The sequence below is a fragment of the Kitasatospora sp. NBC_00240 genome (assembly GCF_026342405.1).
Taxonomy (GTDB): domain Bacteria; phylum Actinomycetota; class Actinomycetes; order Streptomycetales; family Streptomycetaceae; genus Kitasatospora.
In genome coordinates this window covers 2,130,876-2,150,778 of the sequence record NZ_JAPEMU010000001.1, presented here as the reverse complement: position 1 = coordinate 2,150,778, position 19,903 = coordinate 2,130,876, and the positions used below count along the sequence as shown (strand labels likewise).

16 protein-coding genes and 1 riboswitch are annotated in these 19,903 nt (G+C 73.0%); of the genes, 9 read left to right on the top strand and 7 right to left on the bottom strand.

Features of this window, described 5'->3' with window-relative positions; translation table 11 throughout:
- Positions 1-27 precede the first annotated feature (27 nt).
- Together OG689_RS09010 and OG689_RS09005 are read right to left on the bottom strand one after the other, a co-directional pair.
- Positions 28-1,011, bottom strand: coding sequence for a diiron oxygenase (locus OG689_RS09010; RefSeq protein ID WP_266319199.1), 984 nt, complete (start codon positions 1,009-1,011; stop codon positions 28-30).
- Positions 1,012-1,054: 43 nt separating this feature from the next.
- A complete protein-coding gene (locus tag OG689_RS09005) occupies positions 1,055-1,687 on the bottom strand; it encodes a TetR/AcrR family transcriptional regulator (RefSeq protein ID WP_266319198.1) in 633 nt (210 codons plus the stop codon).
- Between the two features lie 195 nt (positions 1,688-1,882).
- Positions 1,883-1,975, top strand: a riboswitch (ZMP/ZTP riboswitch).
- A gap of 20 nt (positions 1,976-1,995) precedes the next feature.
- Between OG689_RS09005 and OG689_RS09000 the strand changes: the two genes are divergently transcribed.
- Both OG689_RS09000 and OG689_RS08995 read left to right on the top strand, forming a co-directional pair.
- Complete coding sequence (locus OG689_RS09000) at positions 1,996-3,471, top strand: glycine hydroxymethyltransferase (RefSeq protein WP_323189267.1); 1,476 nt, start codon at positions 1,996-1,998, stop codon at positions 3,469-3,471.
- Positions 3,472-4,207: 736 nt separating this feature from the next.
- Positions 4,208-6,538 (top strand): discoidin domain-containing protein, encoded by a 2,331-nt coding sequence (locus OG689_RS08995; RefSeq protein ID WP_266319197.1) that lies wholly within the window; start codon positions 4,208-4,210, stop codon positions 6,536-6,538.
- A 204-nt stretch (positions 6,539-6,742) separates the two neighbouring features.
- Here the strand turns inward: OG689_RS08995 and OG689_RS08990 are convergent, their stop codons facing one another.
- Positions 6,743-6,988, bottom strand: coding sequence for a hypothetical protein (locus OG689_RS08990; RefSeq protein ID WP_266319195.1), 246 nt, complete (start codon positions 6,986-6,988; stop codon positions 6,743-6,745).
- Positions 6,989-7,245: 257 nt separating this feature from the next.
- On the opposite strand from OG689_RS08990, the gene OG689_RS08985 reads away from it, so the two are divergent.
- The gene (locus OG689_RS08985; protein ID WP_266319194.1) at positions 7,246-7,929 is read left to right on the top strand and encodes a nucleotidyl transferase AbiEii/AbiGii toxin family protein; all 684 of its coding nucleotides are present in this window, start codon (positions 7,246-7,248) and stop codon (positions 7,927-7,929) included.
- On the opposite strand, the gene OG689_RS08980 is transcribed toward OG689_RS08985, so the two are convergent.
- Both OG689_RS08980 and OG689_RS08975 read right to left on the bottom strand, forming a co-directional pair.
- On the bottom strand, positions 7,926-9,005 hold the full coding sequence (locus OG689_RS08980; protein WP_266319192.1) for a zinc-binding dehydrogenase: 1,080 nt from the start codon (positions 9,003-9,005) through the stop codon (positions 7,926-7,928). The two genes, OG689_RS08985 and OG689_RS08980, sit on opposite strands and share 4 nt — an antisense overlap.
- A 70-nt stretch (positions 9,006-9,075) precedes the next feature.
- On the bottom strand, positions 9,076-10,494 hold the full coding sequence (locus tag OG689_RS08975) for an aldehyde dehydrogenase family protein (protein WP_266319191.1): 1,419 nt from the start codon (positions 10,492-10,494) through the stop codon (positions 9,076-9,078).
- 185 nt (positions 10,495-10,679) lie between these two features.
- On the opposite strand from OG689_RS08975, the gene OG689_RS08970 reads away from it, so the two are divergent.
- Positions 10,680-10,808, top strand: a complete 129-nt coding sequence (locus OG689_RS08970) for a hypothetical protein (protein ID WP_266319190.1) — start codon at positions 10,680-10,682, stop codon at positions 10,806-10,808.
- A gap of 107 nt (positions 10,809-10,915) precedes the next feature.
- Here OG689_RS08970 and OG689_RS08965 read toward each other — a convergent pair whose 3' ends face one another.
- Entirely contained in the window at positions 10,916-11,773 is an 858-nt protein-coding gene (locus OG689_RS08965; RefSeq protein WP_266319189.1) for a GntR family transcriptional regulator, read from the bottom strand.
- A 315-nt stretch (positions 11,774-12,088) separates the two neighbouring features.
- On the opposite strand from OG689_RS08965, the gene OG689_RS08960 reads away from it, so the two are divergent.
- The 5 genes from OG689_RS08960 to OG689_RS08940 all read left to right on the top strand — a co-directional run bounded on the left by OG689_RS08960 (position 12,089) and on the right by OG689_RS08940 (position 18,303).
- Complete coding sequence (locus OG689_RS08960; RefSeq protein ID WP_266319188.1) at positions 12,089-13,387, top strand: extracellular solute-binding protein; 1,299 nt, start codon at positions 12,089-12,091, stop codon at positions 13,385-13,387.
- Between the two features lie 70 nt (positions 13,388-13,457).
- The gene (locus OG689_RS08955) at positions 13,458-14,372 is read left to right on the top strand and encodes a carbohydrate ABC transporter permease (protein ID WP_266326975.1); all 915 of its coding nucleotides are present in this window, start codon (positions 13,458-13,460) and stop codon (positions 14,370-14,372) included.
- Entirely contained in the window at positions 14,369-15,211 is an 843-nt protein-coding gene (locus tag OG689_RS08950; RefSeq protein WP_266319186.1) for a carbohydrate ABC transporter permease, read from the top strand. The genes OG689_RS08955 and OG689_RS08950 overlap by 4 nt, the downstream gene beginning before the upstream one ends.
- A 33-nt stretch (positions 15,212-15,244) precedes the next feature.
- Positions 15,245-16,777, top strand: a complete 1,533-nt coding sequence (locus tag OG689_RS08945; protein WP_266319184.1) for a beta-N-acetylhexosaminidase — start codon at positions 15,245-15,247, stop codon at positions 16,775-16,777.
- A 119-nt stretch (positions 16,778-16,896) separates the two neighbouring features.
- The gene (locus OG689_RS08940; protein ID WP_266319182.1) at positions 16,897-18,303 is read left to right on the top strand and encodes a cellulose binding domain-containing protein; all 1,407 of its coding nucleotides are present in this window, start codon (positions 16,897-16,899) and stop codon (positions 18,301-18,303) included.
- An 85-nt stretch (positions 18,304-18,388) separates the two neighbouring features.
- Here OG689_RS08940 and OG689_RS08935 read toward each other — a convergent pair whose 3' ends face one another.
- Positions 18,389-19,873 carry a multicopper oxidase domain-containing protein gene (locus tag OG689_RS08935; RefSeq protein ID WP_266319181.1) on the bottom strand — a complete coding sequence of 495 codons (1,485 nt, stop codon included), beginning with the start codon at positions 19,871-19,873 and terminating at the stop codon, positions 18,389-18,391.
- Positions 19,874-19,903 lie beyond the last annotated feature (30 nt).

Genomic DNA, 19,903 nt, shown 5'->3' with positions numbered 1-19,903 from the left:
GGACGCCCCGGCGGGTGCGCGGCCCGGTCAGCGCCCCCGGCGGGCGGCGGGCAGCAGGGCCGCCCGCCGCCAGCGGTACTCCGACCGGTGGTCGATGATCCCGAGCTCGGTGAAGAACTGCACGGCCTTGCGGGCCCACTCGGCCTTGGTCTGCTGCCAGTGCGGGTTCGCGGCGGCCGCCTGCCGGGCGGCCCTCGGGTCCAGACCTGCCAGCGCGTACACCCGGGGGTGGATCACCTCGGCGACCGACTGCTGCGCCAGCAGGCCGAGCGCCTGCCGGAACAGCGCCCGCCGAGGGGCGCTCAGTGCGGCCCAGCGACGCTCCAACTCCGGCTTGGCGTAACCGATGTGGCGGGCCTCCTCGATCACGTGGATCCGGGCCACCGAGCGGGCCAGCGGCTGCAGGCTCTCGTCCCGCATCATCTCGCGTTGCAGGGCGTCGGTGAACTCCTCCACGAAGATCGCGCCGGCGAAGGTCATGGTGGTGTCGTTGATCAGGAAGTGCAGCCGGCCGAGCCGCTGCGCCCGGCGGGTCGGCCGGGCGGACGGGTAGCCGGTCTTGGTCAGGTAGCGCGCGAACATGGTCGAGTGCCGGCACTCGTCGGCGACCTCGGTCAGCGCGTACTGCGCGTGCTTGGTGGTCAGGTCGCTCTCGTAGACGTGCCGGACCAGGCCCTCCATCAGGATCAGTTCGAACCAGATGCCCGCCGATATGGTGCTGGCCAGCTCGTGGACGCTCAGCTGGGCCCGCTGCCGGTGCGTCATGGAGTCCCAGAGCGGCGTCCCGTACAGCGACACGCGGTGCGGCGGGATCGCGAACTGGTCCGGGTCCAGCGGTGCGTCCCAGTCGATCTCGGTGAGCGGGTCGTGCGAGTGCTTGGCGGAGACCCGCAGCAGGCGCTCGGCGTTCAGTTCGCGCTCGGTCGTGGCGGTGGCGGTGGCGGTGGCGGTGGCGGCGGTGGCGGTGGTGGCGGTGGCGGCGGCGGTGGTGGCGGCGGCGCGATCGGTCATCGGTCGGCTCCCGTGGGGATGGCGGTGAGGGTGGGGGTGGCGCTCATCGGCCCGGCCCGCTGCCGGGGCGGTCCGGGGGCATCGGGTGGCCCAGGGCTCGCAGGGCGAAGCCCGACAGGGCCGGGACGAGCGCCTCGGCCGGCCCGCCGTCGGCCAGCGGGCCGACCAGGGCCTCGCCGACGGCGCCGACCAGGGCGGCCGCGGTGAGCTGCGGATCCTGCGGGGGCAGCCGGCCGGCGGCCACGCCCTCGGCGATCAGACCGGCGATCAGGTCCCGGAAGGCCAGCCGGAAGACCAGCCGCTGGGCGTCCACCTCGGGATCGACCGGCTCGGCGAGCAGGGCGAAGGCCAGCCGCGGCGCCCGGAGCGCCCGGCCCGCGAAGGTGCCGATCACCGAGGCCACCTGGGCCGGCAGGTCACCGTCGAACGCGGCGGCCGCGCGTACCGCCGCCACCTCGCGGCCGACCACCTCGCGGAACAGTTCGGCCACCAGCTCCGCCTTGTTGGGGAAGCACCGGTAGACGCTGCCGGTGGCGATCCCCGCGCGTTGCGCGACGGCGGCCACCGAGCAGGCGGCGTAGCCGTGTTCGGAGAGCAGTGCGGTGGCGGCGGCGAGTACGGAGGCACGCTGGGCGTCGAGCCGGGCCTGGGCGGCCGGGGTCCTGCGATAGACCATGGCAAGAAGTGAAGCAGTGATTCAGTGCCTCATCAATACTCCTGCACGGCCCGGTCCGAGGGCGGCCCCCGGCACCGCCCGGCCCGGCGGCCGGCCTCCCGGGACCACCTGCGCGGCCGCCGGCCGGGTCGGTCCGGCGGCGCCCGTCCCGCATGGTGAACCCTCCGCCGCGCGCCCCGGCGCACTGTTACGATCCCGGTGAGCCGCGACTGGCGCGACAGAGATGGAATCAACCATCGGGAAGCGGCTCCGTGTCTCACGTTGTCGCCGTGCGCCTGGGCCGTCCGAACCGAGCGAGGAGACCCACCTTGCCTGCCCAGGCCCCCGAGAACGCCGCCCCGCACACCATCGCGTCGCCCGCCGCCAACACCGCCTTCCGCAACGCCCTGGACGTCGTACGCCAGGTCGAGCCGCGGATCGCCGACGCCATCGGCGCCGAGGTCGAGGACCAGCGCGCCTCCCTCAAGCTGATCGCCAGCGAGAACTACGCCTCGCCCGCCGTGCTGCTCGCGATGGGCAACTGGTTCAGCGACAAGTACGCCGAGGGCACCGTCGGCCGCCGCTTCTACGCCGGCTGCCGCAACGTCGACACCGTCGAGGCGCTCGCCGCCGAGCACGCCCGCGAGCTCTTCGGCGCCCAGCACGCCTACGTCCAGCCGCACTCCGGCATCGACGCCAACCTGGTCGCCTTCTGGGCGGTGCTCTCCCAGCGGGTGGAGAGCCCGGCCCTGGCCCGCGCCCAGGCCCGGCACGTCAACGACCTCACCGAGCAGGACTGGGCGCAGCTGCGCCAGGAGCTCGGCAACCAGCGGATGCTGGGCATGTCCCTGGACACCGGCGGCCACCTCACCCACGGCTTCCGGCCCAACATCTCCGGCAAGATGTTCGAGCAGCGCAGCTACGGCACCGACCCGGCCACCGGCCTGATCGACTACGACGCGCTGCGCGCCACCGCCCGCGAGTTCCGCCCGCTGATCCTGGTGGCCGGCTACTCGGCGTACCCGCGGCTGGTGAACTTCCGTCTGATGCGCGAGATCGCGGACGAGGTCGGCGCCACCCTGATGGTCGACATGGCGCACTTCGCCGGCCTGGTCGCGGGCAAGGTGCTGACCGGCGACTTCGACCCGGTACCGCACGCGCAGATCGTCACCACCACGACCCACAAGTCGCTGCGCGGCCCGCGCGGCGGCATGGTGCTCTGCGAGTCGGAGCTGGCCGAGCACGTCGACCGGGGCTGCCCGATGGTGCTCGGCGGCCCGCTCTCGCACGTGATGGCCGCCAAGGCCGTGGCGTTCGCCGAGGCCCGCCGCCCCGAGTTCCAGGACTACGCCCGCCGGGTCGTCGAGAACGCCTCGGCGCTCGCCGAGGGCCTGCTGCGGCGCGGCGGCAAGCTGGTCACCGGCGGTACGGACAACCACCTGGTGCTCGCCGACGTCTCCGGCTACGGCCTGACCGGCCGCCAGGCGGAGGCGGCGCTGCTCGACGCGGGCATCGTCACCAACCGCAACGCCGTCCCGCAGGACCCGAACGGCGCCTGGTACACCTCCGGTGTCCGCCTCGGCACCCCGGCCCTGACCACCCGTGGCCTGGGCGTCGCGGAGATGGACGAGATCGCCGGCCTGATCGACACCGTGCTGCGCGGCACCACCCCGGTCACCGCCGCCTCCGGCGCGCCGTCCAAGGCCCAGTACGCGCTGGACGCGGCGCTGCGCGAGGGCGTCGCCAAGCGCTCCGCCGACCTGCTGGCGGGCTTCCCGCTGTACCCGGGCATCGACCTGGCCTGAGCCGGTCGGGTGCCCCGGCCGGCGTCGGCCGGGGCACCCGTGCCCCTACCGGGTGCGGTCCGGTCCCCGCCTGGCCCCGCCGGGCCCCGCCGTTCCCCGCCGGGCGTCCGTTCCCCGCCGGCCCTGCCGGGTGTCCCTTCCCCGCCGGGCCCCGCCGGGCGTCCGTTCCCCGCTGCCCGGGCGGGTGTTCCCGAGCTCCTGCGGACGGTCCGTGACGGCAGTCCACCGGGGCCGGAACCGGTCGCCGTCGACCCTCCCCCGGACGGACCTCGCTGCTCCCGGCCCGTCGGGCACCAGTTCGCCCCGACGACGGCACCTCTGCGGGACGAGCTGCTCCGGCAGCGGCAGACCGGCGTCCCCCCGACGGGCGCGCACCCGGTCGCTCCGGGCCACGGGCCGGCTGGGCGGTCGCGGGCCGGGGCCCACGCGCGGGCGTCGAAGACTCAGGGTGCTGGGCGACGTCGGTCGAACAGTCGATGCGTCAGGCGTGCGGGCCGATCGCCCGTCCGTCCGTCAGGAAAGCCGGCCCCTACCAGGTTTACCGGGACCGGGTCACGTGCAGGCAGAGCGCGGTGGACGGCACGGTGCGTCCGATTCGCCCCGTATTCCTGCGCACTCTTGACAGATTTGGCGCCCGTCAGTCTACTTTCGGTCACTGGTATGGACCCAACCCCACATAGGTCTAGACCAATAGCAGTCGACTTCACCAGCGCCACTCGTCCTCAAGGAGTCAGCAGTGAAGAAGTCGTACCACCGCCCCGCCGGACTGCTCGCCATCCTCGGATTAGCCCTGGCCGGGTTGATCGGAACCACCGGACCGCAAGCACACGCGGCCGCGTCGCCGCCCCGGACGATCCCCGCCCTCCAGCAGTGGACGCCGGGCACCGGCACCTCCTACACCTTCGGCCCGACCTCACACATCGTCGTCGACAGCACCTATGCCAGCCAACTCGCCGCCAGCTCAGCGACTTTGGCGGACGACGTCAAACAGCTGACCGGCGTCACCGTGGCGCAGACGACCGGTACCGCCGGATCCGTCGCGGCGGGCGACATCTTCCTGACGCTCGGATCGACCGACACCGGTCTCGGCGCCGAGGGCTACTCGCTGTCCGTCGGCACCTCGATCAAGGTCCAGGCCGCCACGGACGCCGGGGCGTTCTACGGCACCCGGACGGTCCTGCAACTGCTCAAGCAGTCCGCCACCGTCCCGGCCGGTACGGCCCGCGACTGGTCCTCCTACGCCGAGCGCGGCCTGATGGTCGATGCCGGGCGCAAGTACTTCTCGGTGTCCTGGCTGCAGAACCAGATCAAGGACATGGCCTACCTCAAGCTCAACTACCTCCACCTGCACCTGTCCGACAACCTCGGTTTCCGGCTGGAGAGTGCGACCCACCCGGAGATCGTCTCGGCACAGCACTACAGCAAGCAGGAGATCACCGACCTGATCGCCTTCGCCGCGAAGTACCACGTCACCGTCGTCTCGGAGCTGGACATGCCCGGGCACATGGACACCATCCTGGCGGCCCACCCCGAGCTCAAGCTCAGGGCCGCCGACGGCAGCACCCCGGACGGCGGGAACATCGACCTGTCCAACCCGGCGTCGTACCAGCTGATGAAGGACCTGATCACCGAGTACCTGCCGCTGTTCCCGAGCGGCTACTGGCACCTGGGCGCCGACGAGTACGGCGCCGACTACGCCCGCTACCCGCAACTGGCCGCCTACGCCAAGCAGCAGTACGGGGCCTCCGCCAAGCCCAAGGACGTGTTCTACGGGTTCATCCGCTGGGCCGACGCCGTCGTGCGCGGCGCCGGCAAGGCGATGCGGGTCTGGAACGACGGCATCGCCTCCGGCGACGGCACGATTGCGGTGGCCGCCGACATCACCGTCGACTACTGGTACACCTACGGCCTGACCCCCCAGCAGCTCGTCACCGCCGGTCACCGGGTGCAGAACGGCTCGTGGACCCCGACCTACTACGTGCTCGGCGGGGCGAAGCCCGACACGGCCTACATGTACGAGCAGTGGAACCCCGGCATCTTCCAGGGCGGCGCCACCCTGACCGACCCCTCCAAGAACCTGGGGTCGACCCTGCACGTCTGGTGCGACAACCCCAACGCCGAGACCGAGAACCAGATCGCGGGCGGCATCATGGACCCGCTGCGCGACCTGGCCCAGCAGACCTGGGGATCTCCCAAGCCGGTCTCGACGTTCAGCGCCTTCCAAGCGGTCATCGCCGCGATCGGACACGCCCCCGGCTGGCCCGCCGACGTGGCCGGCGGCGATCTGGCCCTGAACCGGCCGACCACCGCGTCCTCCACGGAGACCGCCGACTTCCCCGCCGGCAACGCCACCGACGGCAGCTACGGCAGGCGCTGGTCCAGCCAGTACGCCGACCCGCAGTGGCTGCAGGTCGACCTCGGCGCCACGACCGGCATCGGCGAGGTGAAGCTGACCTGGGAGAACGCCTACGCCAAGGCCTACCAGATCCAGACCTCCAACGACGGGGCCACCTGGACGACCATCTACTCCACCACCACCGGCACCGGCGGCGTCAACGACCTGACCGGGCTCAGCGGCTCGGGCCGGTACATCCGGATGAACGCGACCCAGCGCGCCACCACCTACGGCTACTCCCTGTGGGAGTTCGAGGTCTACGGCGCCACGCACCCGAACCCGAACCTCGCCCTCGGGCGGCCGGCCACCGCGTCCAGCACCGAGTCGAACATCGCCACGCTGGGCCCCTCCTCCGCCGTGGACGGCGGCAACACCACCCGTTGGGCCAGCAACTACACCGACCCGCAGTGGCTGCAGGTCGACCTCGGTGCGACCTACAGCATCGGCGAGGTGAAGCTGACCTGGGAGAACGCCTACGCCAAGGCCTACCAGATCCAGGTCTCCAACGACGGGGCCACCTGGACCACCATCTACTCCACCACCACCGGCGCCGGCGGCGTCGACGACCTCACCGGGCTCAGCGGCTCGGGCCGGTACGTCCGGATGTACGGAACCCAGCGCGGCACCAGCTGGGGCTACTCCCTGTGGGAGTTCGAGGTCCACGGCGGGTAGCCGCCGGCACCGCTGATCCACTGTGCCCGGCCCGGCCCCTTCCTGGAACGGCGGTTGCCACGACCGACCTTCCGGGGGCGGGCCGGCGCCCGGGCCGCCTCCCCGGACACCCCGCGACCCGGCTGCCGACGGGAGCACCGCCGGCCGCCCTTTCGGGAGGCCGGCGGTGCTCGTGGGGCGGCGGCGGATCCGACGGGTCCTGGTCTAGTAGGCCGGCCGGGGCTCCGGATTCCCGTACGACGGGACGAGGGACAGCGGGAGCCCGGCGTCCAGCAGCGGGCCGTAGTCGAACCAGCCGACCAGCGCGGCTCCCTCGGGCGTTCCCGCGCTCCGGTCGGCGAAGGCGGCGGGCGCGGTGGAGGCCAGGGCGAGGGCGGCCGCGCCGAGGACGGTCAGCAGGCCGCGCAGCCGTACGCGCGGGGGGACGGGAATTCGAACGGGCAGTCGCATGGTGGTACTTCCTCACACCCGGGCGGCCGAGCCGGACAGTGGCGCTCGGTGCGGCCATGCTGTCAGCGGCCCGCTGCCGGGCGGCCGCGCGCCGCCGGGGGTGTCACCCGGACGACGCACCGACACCGCCCGGACGACGCACCGACACTGTCCGGCCAGCGGCGGGGCACCGCCCGGTCCGACCGTCCGGGAGTCCTGTCGGTGCCGGACGCTACAGTCGGCCGGGTGTGCGAAGACGACCGGCCGGGCGGCCCCGGATGACCGCGCCCGAGCCCCGTCCGCTGCCGGGCGATCCGGGCCCGCCCTACGGCGACCTGCTCGACCTGCTGCGCCGGCGGCCGGAGGCGGCGCCCGGCGTGCTCCTGGCCGCCGACCGGGCGCGTGAGGAGGGCAACTGGGCGTACGCCACCGTGGACGGCGGCCTGCCCGGGGTGCGGCTGCGGATCCCGTGGCAGGCGCCGGGGCTGCCGCCCGGCGAACTGCAGCTGGACTTCGCCCAGGACGAGCGCTTCCCCGAGCCGCCCGTCCTGACGGCGGTGCCCAGGGGCGACGGCGGCGCCCCGGCGGTGGTCCGGACAGCGAGCCGGGCCCTCTCGCTGGCCTGGAAGCTCCGCTGGCTGCACACCGATGCCACCGTCGACGGCCGGCCGCAGGCGAAGGACCTGTACGACGCCGTCCTGCTGGCGGAGGACGGGCGTACCGCGCTGCCGCCCCGCCTCCTGCGGACGGTCCTCGGACCCACCCGGGCCCGGGCCCCCGAGAACTTCCGGCCGGAGACCCTGCGCGTACGGGAGGAGGACTGGGCGGCGTTCCGCGCGGACCACCCCTGGCTGCGGGGCCCGGCGGAGCGGTGGCTGGACCGGCTCGGCACCGCCCTGGCCCCGGTGCTCGCCGGCCCTGACCGGCTCGTGATCCCAGGTCAGGGCCGGGGGACGGCCTAGAACACCACCAGCGAGCGGCCACCCCGGCCCGCCGCCATCCGGTCGAAGGCGGCCGGGATCTCGTCCAGGGTGATCCGGTCGGTGATCAGCGACTCCAGGTCGAGGCGGCCGGCCCGGACGTGCTCCGCGAGCACCGGGACGTCCTTGACCGGGTCGCTGTTGCCGTAGACGCAGGCGCTGAGGGTGCGGGCGAAGTAGAAGACCTCCAGTGCGGAGAAGGAGACCAGGTCGTCCTTGCCGCCGATGCCGACCACCGTGGTGCGCCCGCCGCGCCGGGTGGCGGACCAGGCGGTGCGGATGGTGCTCGCCCGGCCGGCGCACTCGAAGGCGTGGTCGGCGCCGTGGCCGCCGGTCAGCTGCCGTACCCCCTTGGCGGTCCGCTCGTCGGAGAGCAGGAAGTCGGTCGCGCCGTGGCGGCGGGCCAGCTCCTCCTTCTCGGGGGTCACGTCCACCGCGACGATCGGGCCGGCGCCGGCGATCCGGGCGGCCTGCAGCACGGCGAGTCCCACCCCGCCGAGGCCGATCACCACCACCGACTCCCCGGCCCGGACCCGGGCCGCGTTGTGCACCGCGCCGTAGCCGGTGAGCACGGCGCAGCCGAGCAGTGCGGCGGCGGCCAGCGGCACGCCGTCCGGCAGCGGGATCAGGGCGCGTTCGGCGACCAGTGTCTCCTCGGCGAAGGCGGCGACGCCGAGACCCGGGTGGACGCCGGTGCCGTCGGAGAGTGCCGCGTACGGCTGGGTGGAGGCGCCGGCGGAGTTCTCGCACAGCCACGGCTCGCCCAGCGCGCAGAGGTGGCAGGTGCCGCACGCGGGTGCCCAGTTGAGGACGACGGCGTCGCCGGGGCGTACCGAGGTGACGCCCTCCCCGACGGCCGTCACGGTGCCGGAGCCCTCGTGGCCGAGGACCACCGGGGTCGCGGCCCGCAGCAGGCCGGTGGCCAGCGACAGGTCGGAGTGGCAGACGCCGGCGGCGGCGAGCTTCACCCGGACCTGGCCGGGGCCGGGGGCGGGCAGGTCGATCTCGACCAGCTCCAGCGGGCGGCCGGGGGCGGTGAGCAGGGCGGCGCGGACCATGGGTCCTCCTCGGATTTCGTCGGGCCGGGGGAGGCCGGGGCGGGGGAGTGGTGGTGGGCCGGCCGGCGGGTCAGAACTGCAGCGACTTCGGCTGGAGGAACTCCTCCAGGCCGTGCCGCCCCAGCTCCCGGCCGAGGCCGGAGCCCTTCCAGCCGCCGAAGGGGGCCAGCGGGTTGAAGCGCCCGCCGTTGATGTCGACCTGGCCGGTGTCCATCCGCCGGGCGAAGGCGACGGCGGTCTCCTCGTCGGCCGCCCAGACGCTGCCGGCCAGGCCGTACCGGGTGCCGTTGGCGATCTCCAGGGCGTGCTCCTCGTCGCGGTAGCCGAGGATCGAGAGTACCGGCCCGAAGATCTCCTCCTGGGCGACGGCCATCCCGGGCGTGACGTCGGCCAGCACGGTCGGGCGGACGTAGAAGCCGGTGTCCAGGCCCTCGGGGGCCTCCGGGCCGCCGGCCACCAGCCGGGCGCCCTCGGCCAGCGCGCCGCGGATGTGGCCGCGGACCCGCTCGCGCTGGCCGGCGCTGACCACCGGGCCGAGCCTGGTCGCCGGATCCGTCGGATCGCCGGGCAGGTACTTGGCGGCGGCCTTGGCGGCGATCGCGACCGCCTCCTCGTACTGGTCCTGGTGCACCAGCAGCCGGGTCCAGGCGCTGCAGGTCTGGCCGGAGTTGGCGAAGACGTTGCCGACGTTGACGTTCACCGCGCGCGCCAGGTCGGCGCCGGGCAGCACCACGTTGGCGGACTTGCCGCCCAGCTCCAGGGCGACCCGCTTGATGCCGCGCCCGGCGGTCTCGGCGACGGTCCGGCCGACGGCGGTGGAGCCGGTGAAGGAGACCAGGTCGACGTCCGGGTGGCCGGCGAGAGCGGCGCCGGCGACCGGGCCGAGGCCGGTCACCAGGTTGAACACCCCGGCCGGGAAGCCGGCCCCGTGCACCAGCCGGGCGAACAGCCGGGCCACCAGCGGGGTGTCCTCGGCGGGCTTGAGGACGACGGTGCAGCCGGCCGCGAGGGCGGGCACCACCTTGGCGACGATCTGGTGCAGCGGGTAGTTCCAGGGGGTGATCGCGGCGACCACGCCGACGGGCTCCGCGAACACGGTCGAGTTGCCGGTCCGCTCCTGGAACTCGTACCCGGCCAGGATGCCGAGGTAGGAGTCGGCGACGGCGAGCGGCAGTCCGGCCTGGACACCGGTGGCGAAGCCGATCGGGCAGCCGAGTTCGGCGACCACCGTCGCGGCGATCTCGCCCTGGGCGGCGGCCAGGCCGTCCCGCAGCCGGGTCAGCGGGGCCAGGCGCTGCTCGGGGGTGGTGGCACCCCAGCCGCGGGCGGCGGCCCGGGCCGCGGCCACGGCGGCGTCGACGTCGGCGGGGCCGCCGGCCGGGACGGTGGCGAGGACCTGTTCGGTGGCCGGGTTCAGCACCGGCAGGGAGTCGGCGGTGAGGGCAGGACGCCAGGCTCCGTCGATGTACTGGTCGGTGTGCTGCGGCACGAGGGGGTCCTTTCCTGGGCCGGCCCGGCCGGTGCCGCACCGTGCATAACTAGCGATGCTAGTTAACGCCGCCCGGTACCGGTGGCGCAAGGGTCCTCCGCCGTCGGCGGCTGCTCGGCCTGGCGCTGGCCGCCGCGGTCGGGGCCGGATCGGGCGGGCTGCTGCTCCGACTCGCCGGGCTGCCGGTGCACATCGCCTGGCCCGGCGTGCTGATGACGGCGGGCACGGCCGCCGCGGCCGTGCTGGGCGTCACCGTGCTGACGCTGCCGGTGCTGTTCCGGATGGCGCGGCCGGACGGGCTCCGCTTCGAGTGAGCCGGCCGGAGGGGTCGGGACGGCCCGGGCGGGTGGTGACACCCTGCCCGGGCCGTCCCGCGTCCGGTGCCCCGGCCGGCGGTGCCCCGGCCGGCGGTGCCCGGGCGTCAGGCCGTCGGCTGGACGTCGCCGACCGTCACCGTCCGGCCGCCGGCGCCACTGGTCAGGTCGCCCGGCGGGATGCCCGGGTGGTGCCGGGAGGCGTCCTGGTCCGTGGCCGGCGCGGGGTGGCCGGGGTCGGCGAGCGAGATCCGGGACACGATCCGGTAGCGGTCGCCCCGGTACAGCGAGTGCACGTACTCCACCGGCCGTCCCGTTCCGTCGGTGGTCAGCCGCTCGAAGAGCAGCGCGGGGGAGAGCACGGGGACGGCGAGCAGCCGCGCCTCCCGCTCGCTGGTGACGGTCGGTTCGATGGACTGGACGGCCTGGTGCACCTGGATGCCGTGCTGGTCCCGGAGGAGTTCGTAGAAGTCACCGGATTCCATGTCCGCCGGTGTCAGGCCCGGTACCAGGGCGGCGGGTACGTGCAGGTGCTCGATCGCCATCGGTTCGCCGTCGACCAGCCGAAGTCTGGCGATGTAGACGATTTCGGCGGCGGGCGAGATGTGCAGTTTCCGGCCGACCCGGGCGCCGGCCTGGATGACGGAGAACTCCAGCACCCGGCTGGCCCAGCTGCCGGCTGCGCGCGGCAGGACGAACGCGCTGTCCTCGCCGGCCATCGCCAGTTCCTGGGTGATCTTGGCCGGTGCGACGAACATGCCCCGGCCGTGCTCGCGCACGATCAGCCCGGTGGTGACGAGTTCGTCCACCGCCGCCCGCAGGGTCGGCCGGGAGACCCCGAGTTGTTCGCACAGGGCCCGTTCGGAGGGGATCGGGTCGCCGGCGGCCTGCGATTCGACGAGATTCCTGAGGTAGTCGCGGACTCGCGTGCGCTTGAGAACGGGACCGGAGTCCTCGGCGCCCATGGACTGATCTCCTTTTCCTGCGGTCGGATATATGACCAGCCGAGACTAGCCAGATGTTGACCAGTTTGCCAGTGTCCGGTGGCCGGTGGGAGTGCATTTCCGGTGTTGTGGGCCGCTGGGGCCCGGGTTCGGGGTCGTCGGAGCCTCATTGACCAGGTGCTGACCAGTTGAACCGGTTACCCGGATGCTTCCAGGAGAAGCGGCCCGTCCGTAGGTCTTGACGCGCCAAGTGGTCCATGCCACCTTCTCTTACCAGTGCCGCTCCAGTCGGCAACTGGTAAGTTCCACTCGCTCCCCTTCGAGGTGACCTCCTCCATGAGACCCCCCGCGCCCTCCCGCTCGCGCTCCGTCGCCGCCCTCGCCACGGCCGCCGTGCTGGCCCTCACCGGCCTCACCGCCTGCTCCTCGTCCGCCGACGGCGGTTCCGGCGGCTCCGACGCCGCCGCGCCGTCCCGGCTGACGGTCTGGATCATGCGGGACAGCGTCTCCGACGGCTTCCTCCAGCGCTTCCGGGCCGACTACGAGAACACCCACGCGGGCACCACCCTGGACATCCAGATCCAGGAGTGGGACGGCATCGGGCAGAAGATCACCAGCGCGCTGGCCAGCAAGGACGCCCCGGACGTCATCGAGGTGGGCAACACCCAGGTCGCGCAGTACGCGGCCAGCGGCGGCGTCAAGGACCTCACCGACAAGGTCACCGACCTCCAGGGCGGCGACTGGATCCCGGGCCTGGCCGAACCCGGGAAGATCGACGGCAAGCAGTACGGCATCCCCTGGTACGCCGCCAACCGGGTCGTCATCTACAACAAGGACCTCTTCGCCCAGGCCGGCATCACCAGCGCGCCGAAGACCCGTGACGAGTGGATCGCCGACACCACCAAGCTCAACACCGGTGGCAACGACGGCATCTACCTCACCGGCCAGACCTGGTACGCGCTGGCCGGCTTCGTCTGGGACGAGGGCGGCGACCTGGCGGCCAAGGGGGCCGACGGCAAGTGGAAGGGCACCCTGGACACCCCGCAGGCCAAGGCCGGGATCGACTTCTACCAGAAGCTCCAGGCCCTCGGCAGCGGCCCGAAGGACTCCGACGAGGCCAAGCCGCTGCAGGCCGAGGTGTTCGCCAAGGGCAGGAGCGCACAGGTCATCTCCACCCCCGGCGGCGCGGCCGCGATCATCAAGGCCAACCCCGCGCTCAAGGACAAGCTCGGCTTCTTCCCGATCCCCGGCAAGACCGCGGACAAGCCCGGCGCGGTCTTCACCGGCGGCTCCGACCTGGTGATCCCCGAGTCCTCCAAGCACCAGAGCGCCGCGTACGAGGTGGTCAAGGCACTGGCCGGCGAGAAGTGGCAGGCGGACATGGCCAAGGAGATGAGCTACGTCCCCAACCGGACCTCGCTGGCCGGCGTGCTCTCCGGCAACGAGGGCGCTTCGGCGATGGCCGCCGGTGCGGTGAACGGCCACGCCACCCCCAACTCCCCGAACTGGGCCGCGGTCGAGGCGAACAACCCGATCAAGCAGTACATGACCCAGGTGCTCACCGGGGCCGATCCGTCCGCCGCGGGCCGGTCCGCCACCGAGTCCATCACCAAGGCCCTCAACAGCACCTCCTGACGGGAGTCACGCCGTGCTCACCGCACCCCAGGCCGACACCCGGCCGGCCGCCCCGGCGGCGCCCCCGCCCGTGCGGCGCCCGGCCCGGCGCGGCCGCCTCGCCGCCGCCTGGCCGTACCTGCTGATCGCCCCGACGCTCGTGGGCACGGCGTTCCTGCTGCTCTACCCCGTCGCCCGGAACCTGCTGATGTCCGTGCAGCACTTCCGGATGGCCGAACTCATCCGTGGCAACGCCGAGTTCGTGGGCCTCGCCAACTACACCCAGGTGCTCGGCGACCCCGACTTCTGGACGGTGACCGGCCGCACCCTGTGGTGGACGGCCCTCAACACCGGCCTGATCATGCTCTTCGGCACCCTGACCGCCCTGATGCTCAAGGCACTCGGCCGGCGGATGCGGCTGGCCGTGATGAGCGGGCTCGTCCTCACCTGGGCGACCCCGGTGATCGCCGCCACCACCATCTTCCAATGGCTCTTCCAGTCCCGCTTCGGGGTGGTCAACTGGGCCCTGGACGCGCTCGGGTTCCACTCCTTCCAGAACTACGCCTGGTTCGCGCACCGCGGCTCGACCTTCTTCATCCTGGTCGCCCTGATCGTCTGGCAGTCCGTCCCGTTCGCCGCCCTCACCCTGTACGGCGGCCTCACCACCATCCCCGCCGAACTGTACGAGGCGGCCCGGTTGGACGGCGCCGGCGCCTGGCAGACCTTCCGCCTGGTCACCTTCCCGGTGCTGCGGCCGCTGTTCGCGCTGGTCACCTCGCTGGAGGTGATCTGGTGCTTCAAGTGCTTCGCCCAGATCTGGGTGATCAGCCAGGGCGGGCCGGGGGACGCCACCACCACCCTGCCGGTCTACGCCTTCCAGATCGCGCAGTCCCTGCACAAGTACGACCTGGGCTCCGCCGTCTCGACCCTGACCGTGGCGATCCTGGCCGCCGCCCTGGTGTTCAACCTGCGCCGGATGTTCCGCCAGGAAGGAGAAGCCCTGTGAACCACCCGCCGAGCCGGGCGCTGCGCCGCGTCCCGCTGAACCTCGCGGCCCTGGCCGTGCTCGCCCTCTCGGCCTTCCCGGTGTACTGGATGGCGATCACCGCCCTCAAGCCCACCGCCGACATCCAGGCCGACACCCCCACCTTCCTGCCGCTGCACCCGACGCTGGAGCACTTCCGGACGGCCGTCCACGCCGAGGGGTTCGCCACCTTCTGGCGCAACAGCCTGCTGGTCACCTGCGGCGCGGTGCTGATGTCCCTGCTGGTGGCGCTCTGCGCGGCCTTCGCGGTCGGACGGCTGCGCTGGCGCGGGCGGCGGGCCTTCATCCTGATGGTCTTCGTCGCCCAGATGGCGCCCTGGGAGGCGCTGCTGATCCCGATGTACGTGATCGCCCGCGACACCGACATGCTCGACAGCCTCACCATGCTCACCCTGGTCTACTTCATGACCACGCTGCCCTTCACCATCGTGACCCTGCGCGGATTCCTCGCCGCCGTCCCGGTGGAGCTGGAGGAGTCCGCCCAGGTGGACGGCTGCAGCCGGGCCGGCGCCTTCCGCCGGATCACCCTGCCGCTGCTTGCCCCGGGCCTGCTCTCCACCTCGCTGTTCGGCTTCATCACGGCGTGGAACGAGTTCGCCTTCGCCAACACCCTGATCATCAAGAACCAGGACGCCCGCACCCTGCCGGTCTGGCTCTCCTCCTTCGCCAACGTCTTCGGGACGGACTGGGGCGCCACCATGGCCGCCTCCTCGCTCTTCATGCTCCCCGTCCTGCTGGTCTTCCTCGTCCTGCAGAACAAGGTCACCTCCGGAATGACCGCCGGCGCCGTCAAGGGCTGACCGCGCCCCCGCCCCCTCCCCAGGAGACCCATCGTGATCATTCCGAAGCCCGCCCGCCTGCTCCGCGGCCCCGGCGACTTCACCCTCGGCCCGGCCGGCACCCTCCGGGCCGACGGCGAGGCCCGCGCCGCCGCCGACCTGCTGCGCACCCTGCTCGCCCCCGCCACCGGCCTGCCGCTGGCACCGGCCGGCGCCGGCGAGGAGGCCGCCGTCGAGCTGTCCCTCGACCCCGCCGACGCGGCGCTCGGCGAGGAGGGCTACCACCTGCGGGTCACCCCGGACGGCGTCCGGCTGCGCGCCGCCCGCCCCGCCGGACTGCTGCACGGCGTCCAGACCCTGCGCCAACTGCTGCCCCCCGAGGCACTCCTGGACCGCCCGGCCCCCGAGGTGAGCTGGCGGATCCCCTGCCTGGAGACCACCGACGTGCCCAGGTACCCGTGGCGCGGCGTGATGGTCGACGTGGCCCGGCACTTCCAGCCGCTGCCGTTCCTGCTGCGCACCGTCGACCTGCTGGCCTTCCACAAGCTGAACGTGCTGCACCTGCACCTCACCGACGACCAGGGCTGGCGGATGCCGAGCAGCGCCTACCCGCTGCTCACCGAGATCGGCTCGGTCCGGGCCCGCTCGATGCTCGGGCAGGCCGGCAGCACCCGCTACGACGATCGCCCGCACGGCGGCTCGTACACCGTCGCGGAACTGCGCCGACTGGTCCGGTACGCGGCGGAGCGCGGGGTGACCGTGGTGCCCGAGATCGAGATGCCGGGCCACGCCCGGGCCGCGCTGGCCGCCTACCCGCACCTGGGCAACGTGCCCGGCCGCCGGCTGGACGTCTGGACCGACTGGGGCGTGTGCGAGAACGTCCTCGGCGTCCACGACGAGGTGCTGGAGTTCTGCCGTACCGTCCTCGGCGAGGTGCTCGACGTCTTCCCCTCGCCGTACATCCACATCGGCGGGGACGAATGCCCGACCACCGAGTGGGAGCACAGCCCGGCCGCCCGCCGCCGCGCCGCGGAGCTCGGGCTGGCCGCGCCCAAGGAACTGCACGGGTGGTTCCTCGGCCGGATCGGCGAGTTCCTGGTCGAGCGCGGCCGCCGCCCGCTGTGCTGGGCCGAGGACAGCTCCTGCGGGGTGCCGCCCGAGTTCACCGTGATGCCCTGGCGCGACGGCGACCACGGCCTGGCCGCCGCCCGCCGGGGCCACGACGTGGTGATGGCGCCCCACCGCTCCACCTACCTCGACTACCCGCAGTCGGACGCGCCGACCGAGCCGCTCGGCCAGGCCGGCGAGATCGTCGACCTGCGGGCCGTCCACGACAACGAGCCGGCCCCCGCGCACTGGGAGCCCGCCGCGACCGCCCGGGTGCTGGGCACCCAGGCGCAGTTGTGGAGCGAGTTCATCACCACCGCCGAGCAGGCCGACTACCTGGCCTTCCCCCGGCTCTGCGCGCTGGCCGACCGCGCGTGGAACCCGTCCAGCGACTGGACCACCGACTTCCTGCCCGCCCTGCGCGACCACGGGCCCCGCCTGCACGCGCTGGGGATCAACCGCACCACCACCCCGCGGTGACCGGGACCGGTACCGGTCACACCGCTCGCACCACCCCCGTAGTAATCCCGCACAGCCCCCACTCTGAAGGGATCACCGTGTCAGCACGACTCCGCATACCCGCCCGTGCCCGGACGGCGATGGCAGTCTGCACGGCCGCCGGCCTGGCCTGCGCCGCGCTGGTGACCGTCCCGGCCTCGGCCGCGACGGACTCGCTCACCGCGCAGTACCGCACCAGCGCCGGCGGTGCCACCGCCGACCAGTCCGAGCCGTGGCTGGAGATCACCAACACCGGCACCACCAACGTGCCGCTCGCCGGCGTGACGCTGCGGTACTACTTCAAGTCCGACGGCCCGAACGTGACGTACCGCTACGCCTGCTCCTGGGCGGTAAAGGGCTGCGGCAACATCACCGGCACCTTCGGCACCCTGGCCAACCCCACGGCCACGGCCGACCGCTACCTGGAGATCGGCTTCACCGCCGGCGCCGGCTCGCTCGCCCCCGGCCAGAACACCGGCGACATGCAGCTGCGCTTCTACCGCTCGGACTGGCAGACCCTGACCCAGTCCGACGACTACTCCTTCAACGGCACGCAGACCACGTACGCCAACGCGCCCAAGGTCACCCTGCAGCGCGGTGGCGCCGTGCTCTGGGGCACCGCCCCGGCCGGCAACGACCCCACCACCCCGCCGACCACGCCCCCCACCACCCCGCCGACCACGCCGCCGGTCGACCCCAACGCACCGGCGCTGTTCGACGACTTCAACTACAGCGCCAGCGGCGACCCGGCCGTCCAGGCGCACGGCTGGACGGTCAAGTCCGGCCAGGGCGGCCCCGGGGTGCCCGGAGCCACCTGGTCACCGCAGGACATCACGTTCCAGTCCTCCGGCGGCAACAGCATCATGAACATGCGGCTGACCACGGACGGCACCGCCGCCGGCACCAAGGAGACCGAACTCCAGACCACCGCGCGCAAGTTCAAGAACGGCACCTACGCCGCACGGGTCAAGTTCAACGACACCCCGACCGGCGGCCCCGACGGCGACCACGTCAACCAGACCTTCTTCACCTTCACCCCGCTCAACGCGCCGATGGACCCGAACTACAGCGAGCAGGACTTCGAGTACCTGCCGAACGGCGGCTGGGGCGAGCAGAGCAACATCATGTACAGCACGTCCTGGGAGACCTACAACCCGGACCCGTGGAACGCCGTCAACGCCCACGTGGAGAGCCGGCAGTCCTACGACGGCTGGCACGACCTGCAGCTCACCGTCGACAACACCAGCATCACCTACTACATCGACGGCCAGGTCTTCGGCACCCACGGCGAGCCGTACCTGCCCGAGACGCCGCAGTGGATCGACTTCAACCACTGGCTGATCGACCTCAACGGCCAGACCAGCAGCACCCCGCGGTCGTACAACGAGCAGGTCGACTACGTGTACTTCATCAAGGACCAGGTGCTCAGCCCGGCCCAGGTGACCTCCAAGGTGGCCGGCTACCGCTCGGCCGGCACGACCTTCACCGACACCGTCCCCGGCAGCTGACCCGACAGCTCACCAGGCCCCTCGAGGGCCGTCCCGCTCCTGCCCTGCTCCCGGCCGTCGTACGCGGCCGGGAGCAGGGCGCGTGCTACGGGGTGACGAGGTAGCGGCCGACCATGCCGCCCGTCATGTGGTGGGTGACGTGGCAGTGGTAGATCCAGTCACCCGGGTTGTCCTCGGTGTACTCGATGGTCAGGGTGGTGGACGGTCCGATGATCTGCGAGTCCACCCAGCCCTGGTAGCCCTGCCGGCTGCGCCAGCGGTGCCCGTGGATGTGGAAGACGTGGAACTCCTCGCCCAGGCAGGCGATCCGCCACCGCACCCGGTCGCCGACCTTCGCCGTGCAGGTGGGGGTGTTGTCCACGAACGCCCGGCCGTTGAACATGTTGAGGCCCTGGCCGAGCGAGCGGGCCGAGCGCCGGTTCAGGTCGTGCAGGAAGATAACGAACTCCCGGTCCACCGACGGCGTCTGCTGGTCGGTCACCACCAGGATGCCGAACAGGCCGAGTTCGGCGCCGATCTCCATCACCATGCTGCCGTGGCCGTCGTTCTGGCCCGCGGCCGTCCCGTCGTCCTGACCGGTCCCGTGGCCGTCGTCCTGGCCGCCCTGGTGACCGGGATGCTGCGCGTCGCCGGCCCCACCGCCCGGCGTCCCGTCCTCGCCGCCCTGCTGGCCGCCGTCCTGGCCGCCCTCGTGCCCGGGGTGCTGCGCGCCGTCGTGGTCCCCCGGGTCCCCGCCGCCCGGGTGCCGCGGCTGCTCCTGGTGCGTGGCGGCGCCCGGGTGTCCGGCAGCGCCGTCCGGGCCGGCCGCGCCCTCGCGCTGCCGGTCGCCCTCCTGCTCCGGCCCGCTCTGCCGGGGCTGCGAGCGAGACGCCCGCGCCCGGGCCGCGGCGTCGGCCGCCGCGCCCGCGGAGGGGTCGGCCCCCGGCGGGGTCTGCGGCAACGAGTGGTCGTGGTACGGCCAGGTACCGACCGAACTCGGGTGGCAGTACCAGGTGTACGTGAAGCTCTCGCCGTACGGCACGGCGCTGCCGGCCCGCTTCTCGTCGTCGGCCAGCCAGCCGCCGTCGTTGTCGCGGTCGTACATCACGCCGTGCGGGTGCATGCTGTGCGGCCAGCGGTAGTGCTCGTCGTTGTTGCGGAAGTGCACCCGGAGCACGTCGCCGGCCTCGGCGCGCAGCACCGGTCCGGGGATGCCGGAGTTGGCCCCGATGCCGTCCGGGCCGAGGTCCGGGTCGAGCGGGCTCTCCCAGCCGGCGGTGTAGGCGCGGTAGCCCAGCGCCCAGAAGGTGGTCTGCTCGGGGGTGAAGGGCCGGCCCATCATGGCGTCCGTGCCGTTGGGTACCGCGTTGTGCTCGAAGGACTCCGCCTGGATCCAGAACTCCCTCACCCGGCCGTTCGGTTCGAACTTGGGGAGCGCGAAGGGGTCACCGCCGGGGGCGGCCGGTGCGTCCGCCCGGGCGACCCGTGGCGGCAGCAGCGCCGCCGGACCCGCCAGGGCGGCGACGGTACCACCGCCGACCAGCCCGCGGATCATGCTCCGGCGGCCGGGCTCGCGGTTCTCTTCTCGCATGAGGTCCTCTCGACGGGCAGCGGCCCCGAC

What these genes read in the sequence shown, in the direction of transcription:
- OG689_RS09005 (WP_266319198.1), bottom strand. Translation starts at nt 1,687, where the DNA reads ATGGTCTATCGCAGGACCCCGGCCGCCCAGGCCCGGCTCGACGCCCAG.
- OG689_RS08935 (WP_266319181.1), bottom strand. Translation starts at nt 19,873, where the DNA reads ATGCGAGAAGAGAACCGCGAGCCCGGCCGCCGGAGCATGATCCGCGGG.
- OG689_RS08960 (WP_266319188.1), top strand. Translation starts at nt 12,089, where the DNA reads ATGAGACCCCCCGCGCCCTCCCGCTCGCGCTCCGTCGCCGCCCTCGCC.
- OG689_RS08965 (WP_266319189.1), bottom strand. Translation starts at nt 11,773, where the DNA reads ATGGGCGCCGAGGACTCCGGTCCCGTTCTCAAGCGCACGCGAGTCCGC.
- OG689_RS08980 (WP_266319192.1), bottom strand. Translation starts at nt 9,005, where the DNA reads ATGGTCCGCGCCGCCCTGCTCACCGCCCCCGGCCGCCCGCTGGAGCTG.
- OG689_RS08985 (WP_266319194.1), top strand. Translation starts at nt 7,246, where the DNA reads ATGACCGCGCCCGAGCCCCGTCCGCTGCCGGGCGATCCGGGCCCGCCC.
- OG689_RS08940 (WP_266319182.1), top strand. Translation starts at nt 16,897, where the DNA reads ATGGCAGTCTGCACGGCCGCCGGCCTGGCCTGCGCCGCGCTGGTGACC.
- OG689_RS08990 (WP_266319195.1), bottom strand. Translation starts at nt 6,988, where the DNA reads ATGCGACTGCCCGTTCGAATTCCCGTCCCCCCGCGCGTACGGCTGCGC.
- OG689_RS09010 (WP_266319199.1), bottom strand. Translation starts at nt 1,011, where the DNA reads ATGACCGATCGCGCCGCCGCCACCACCGCCGCCGCCACCGCCACCACC.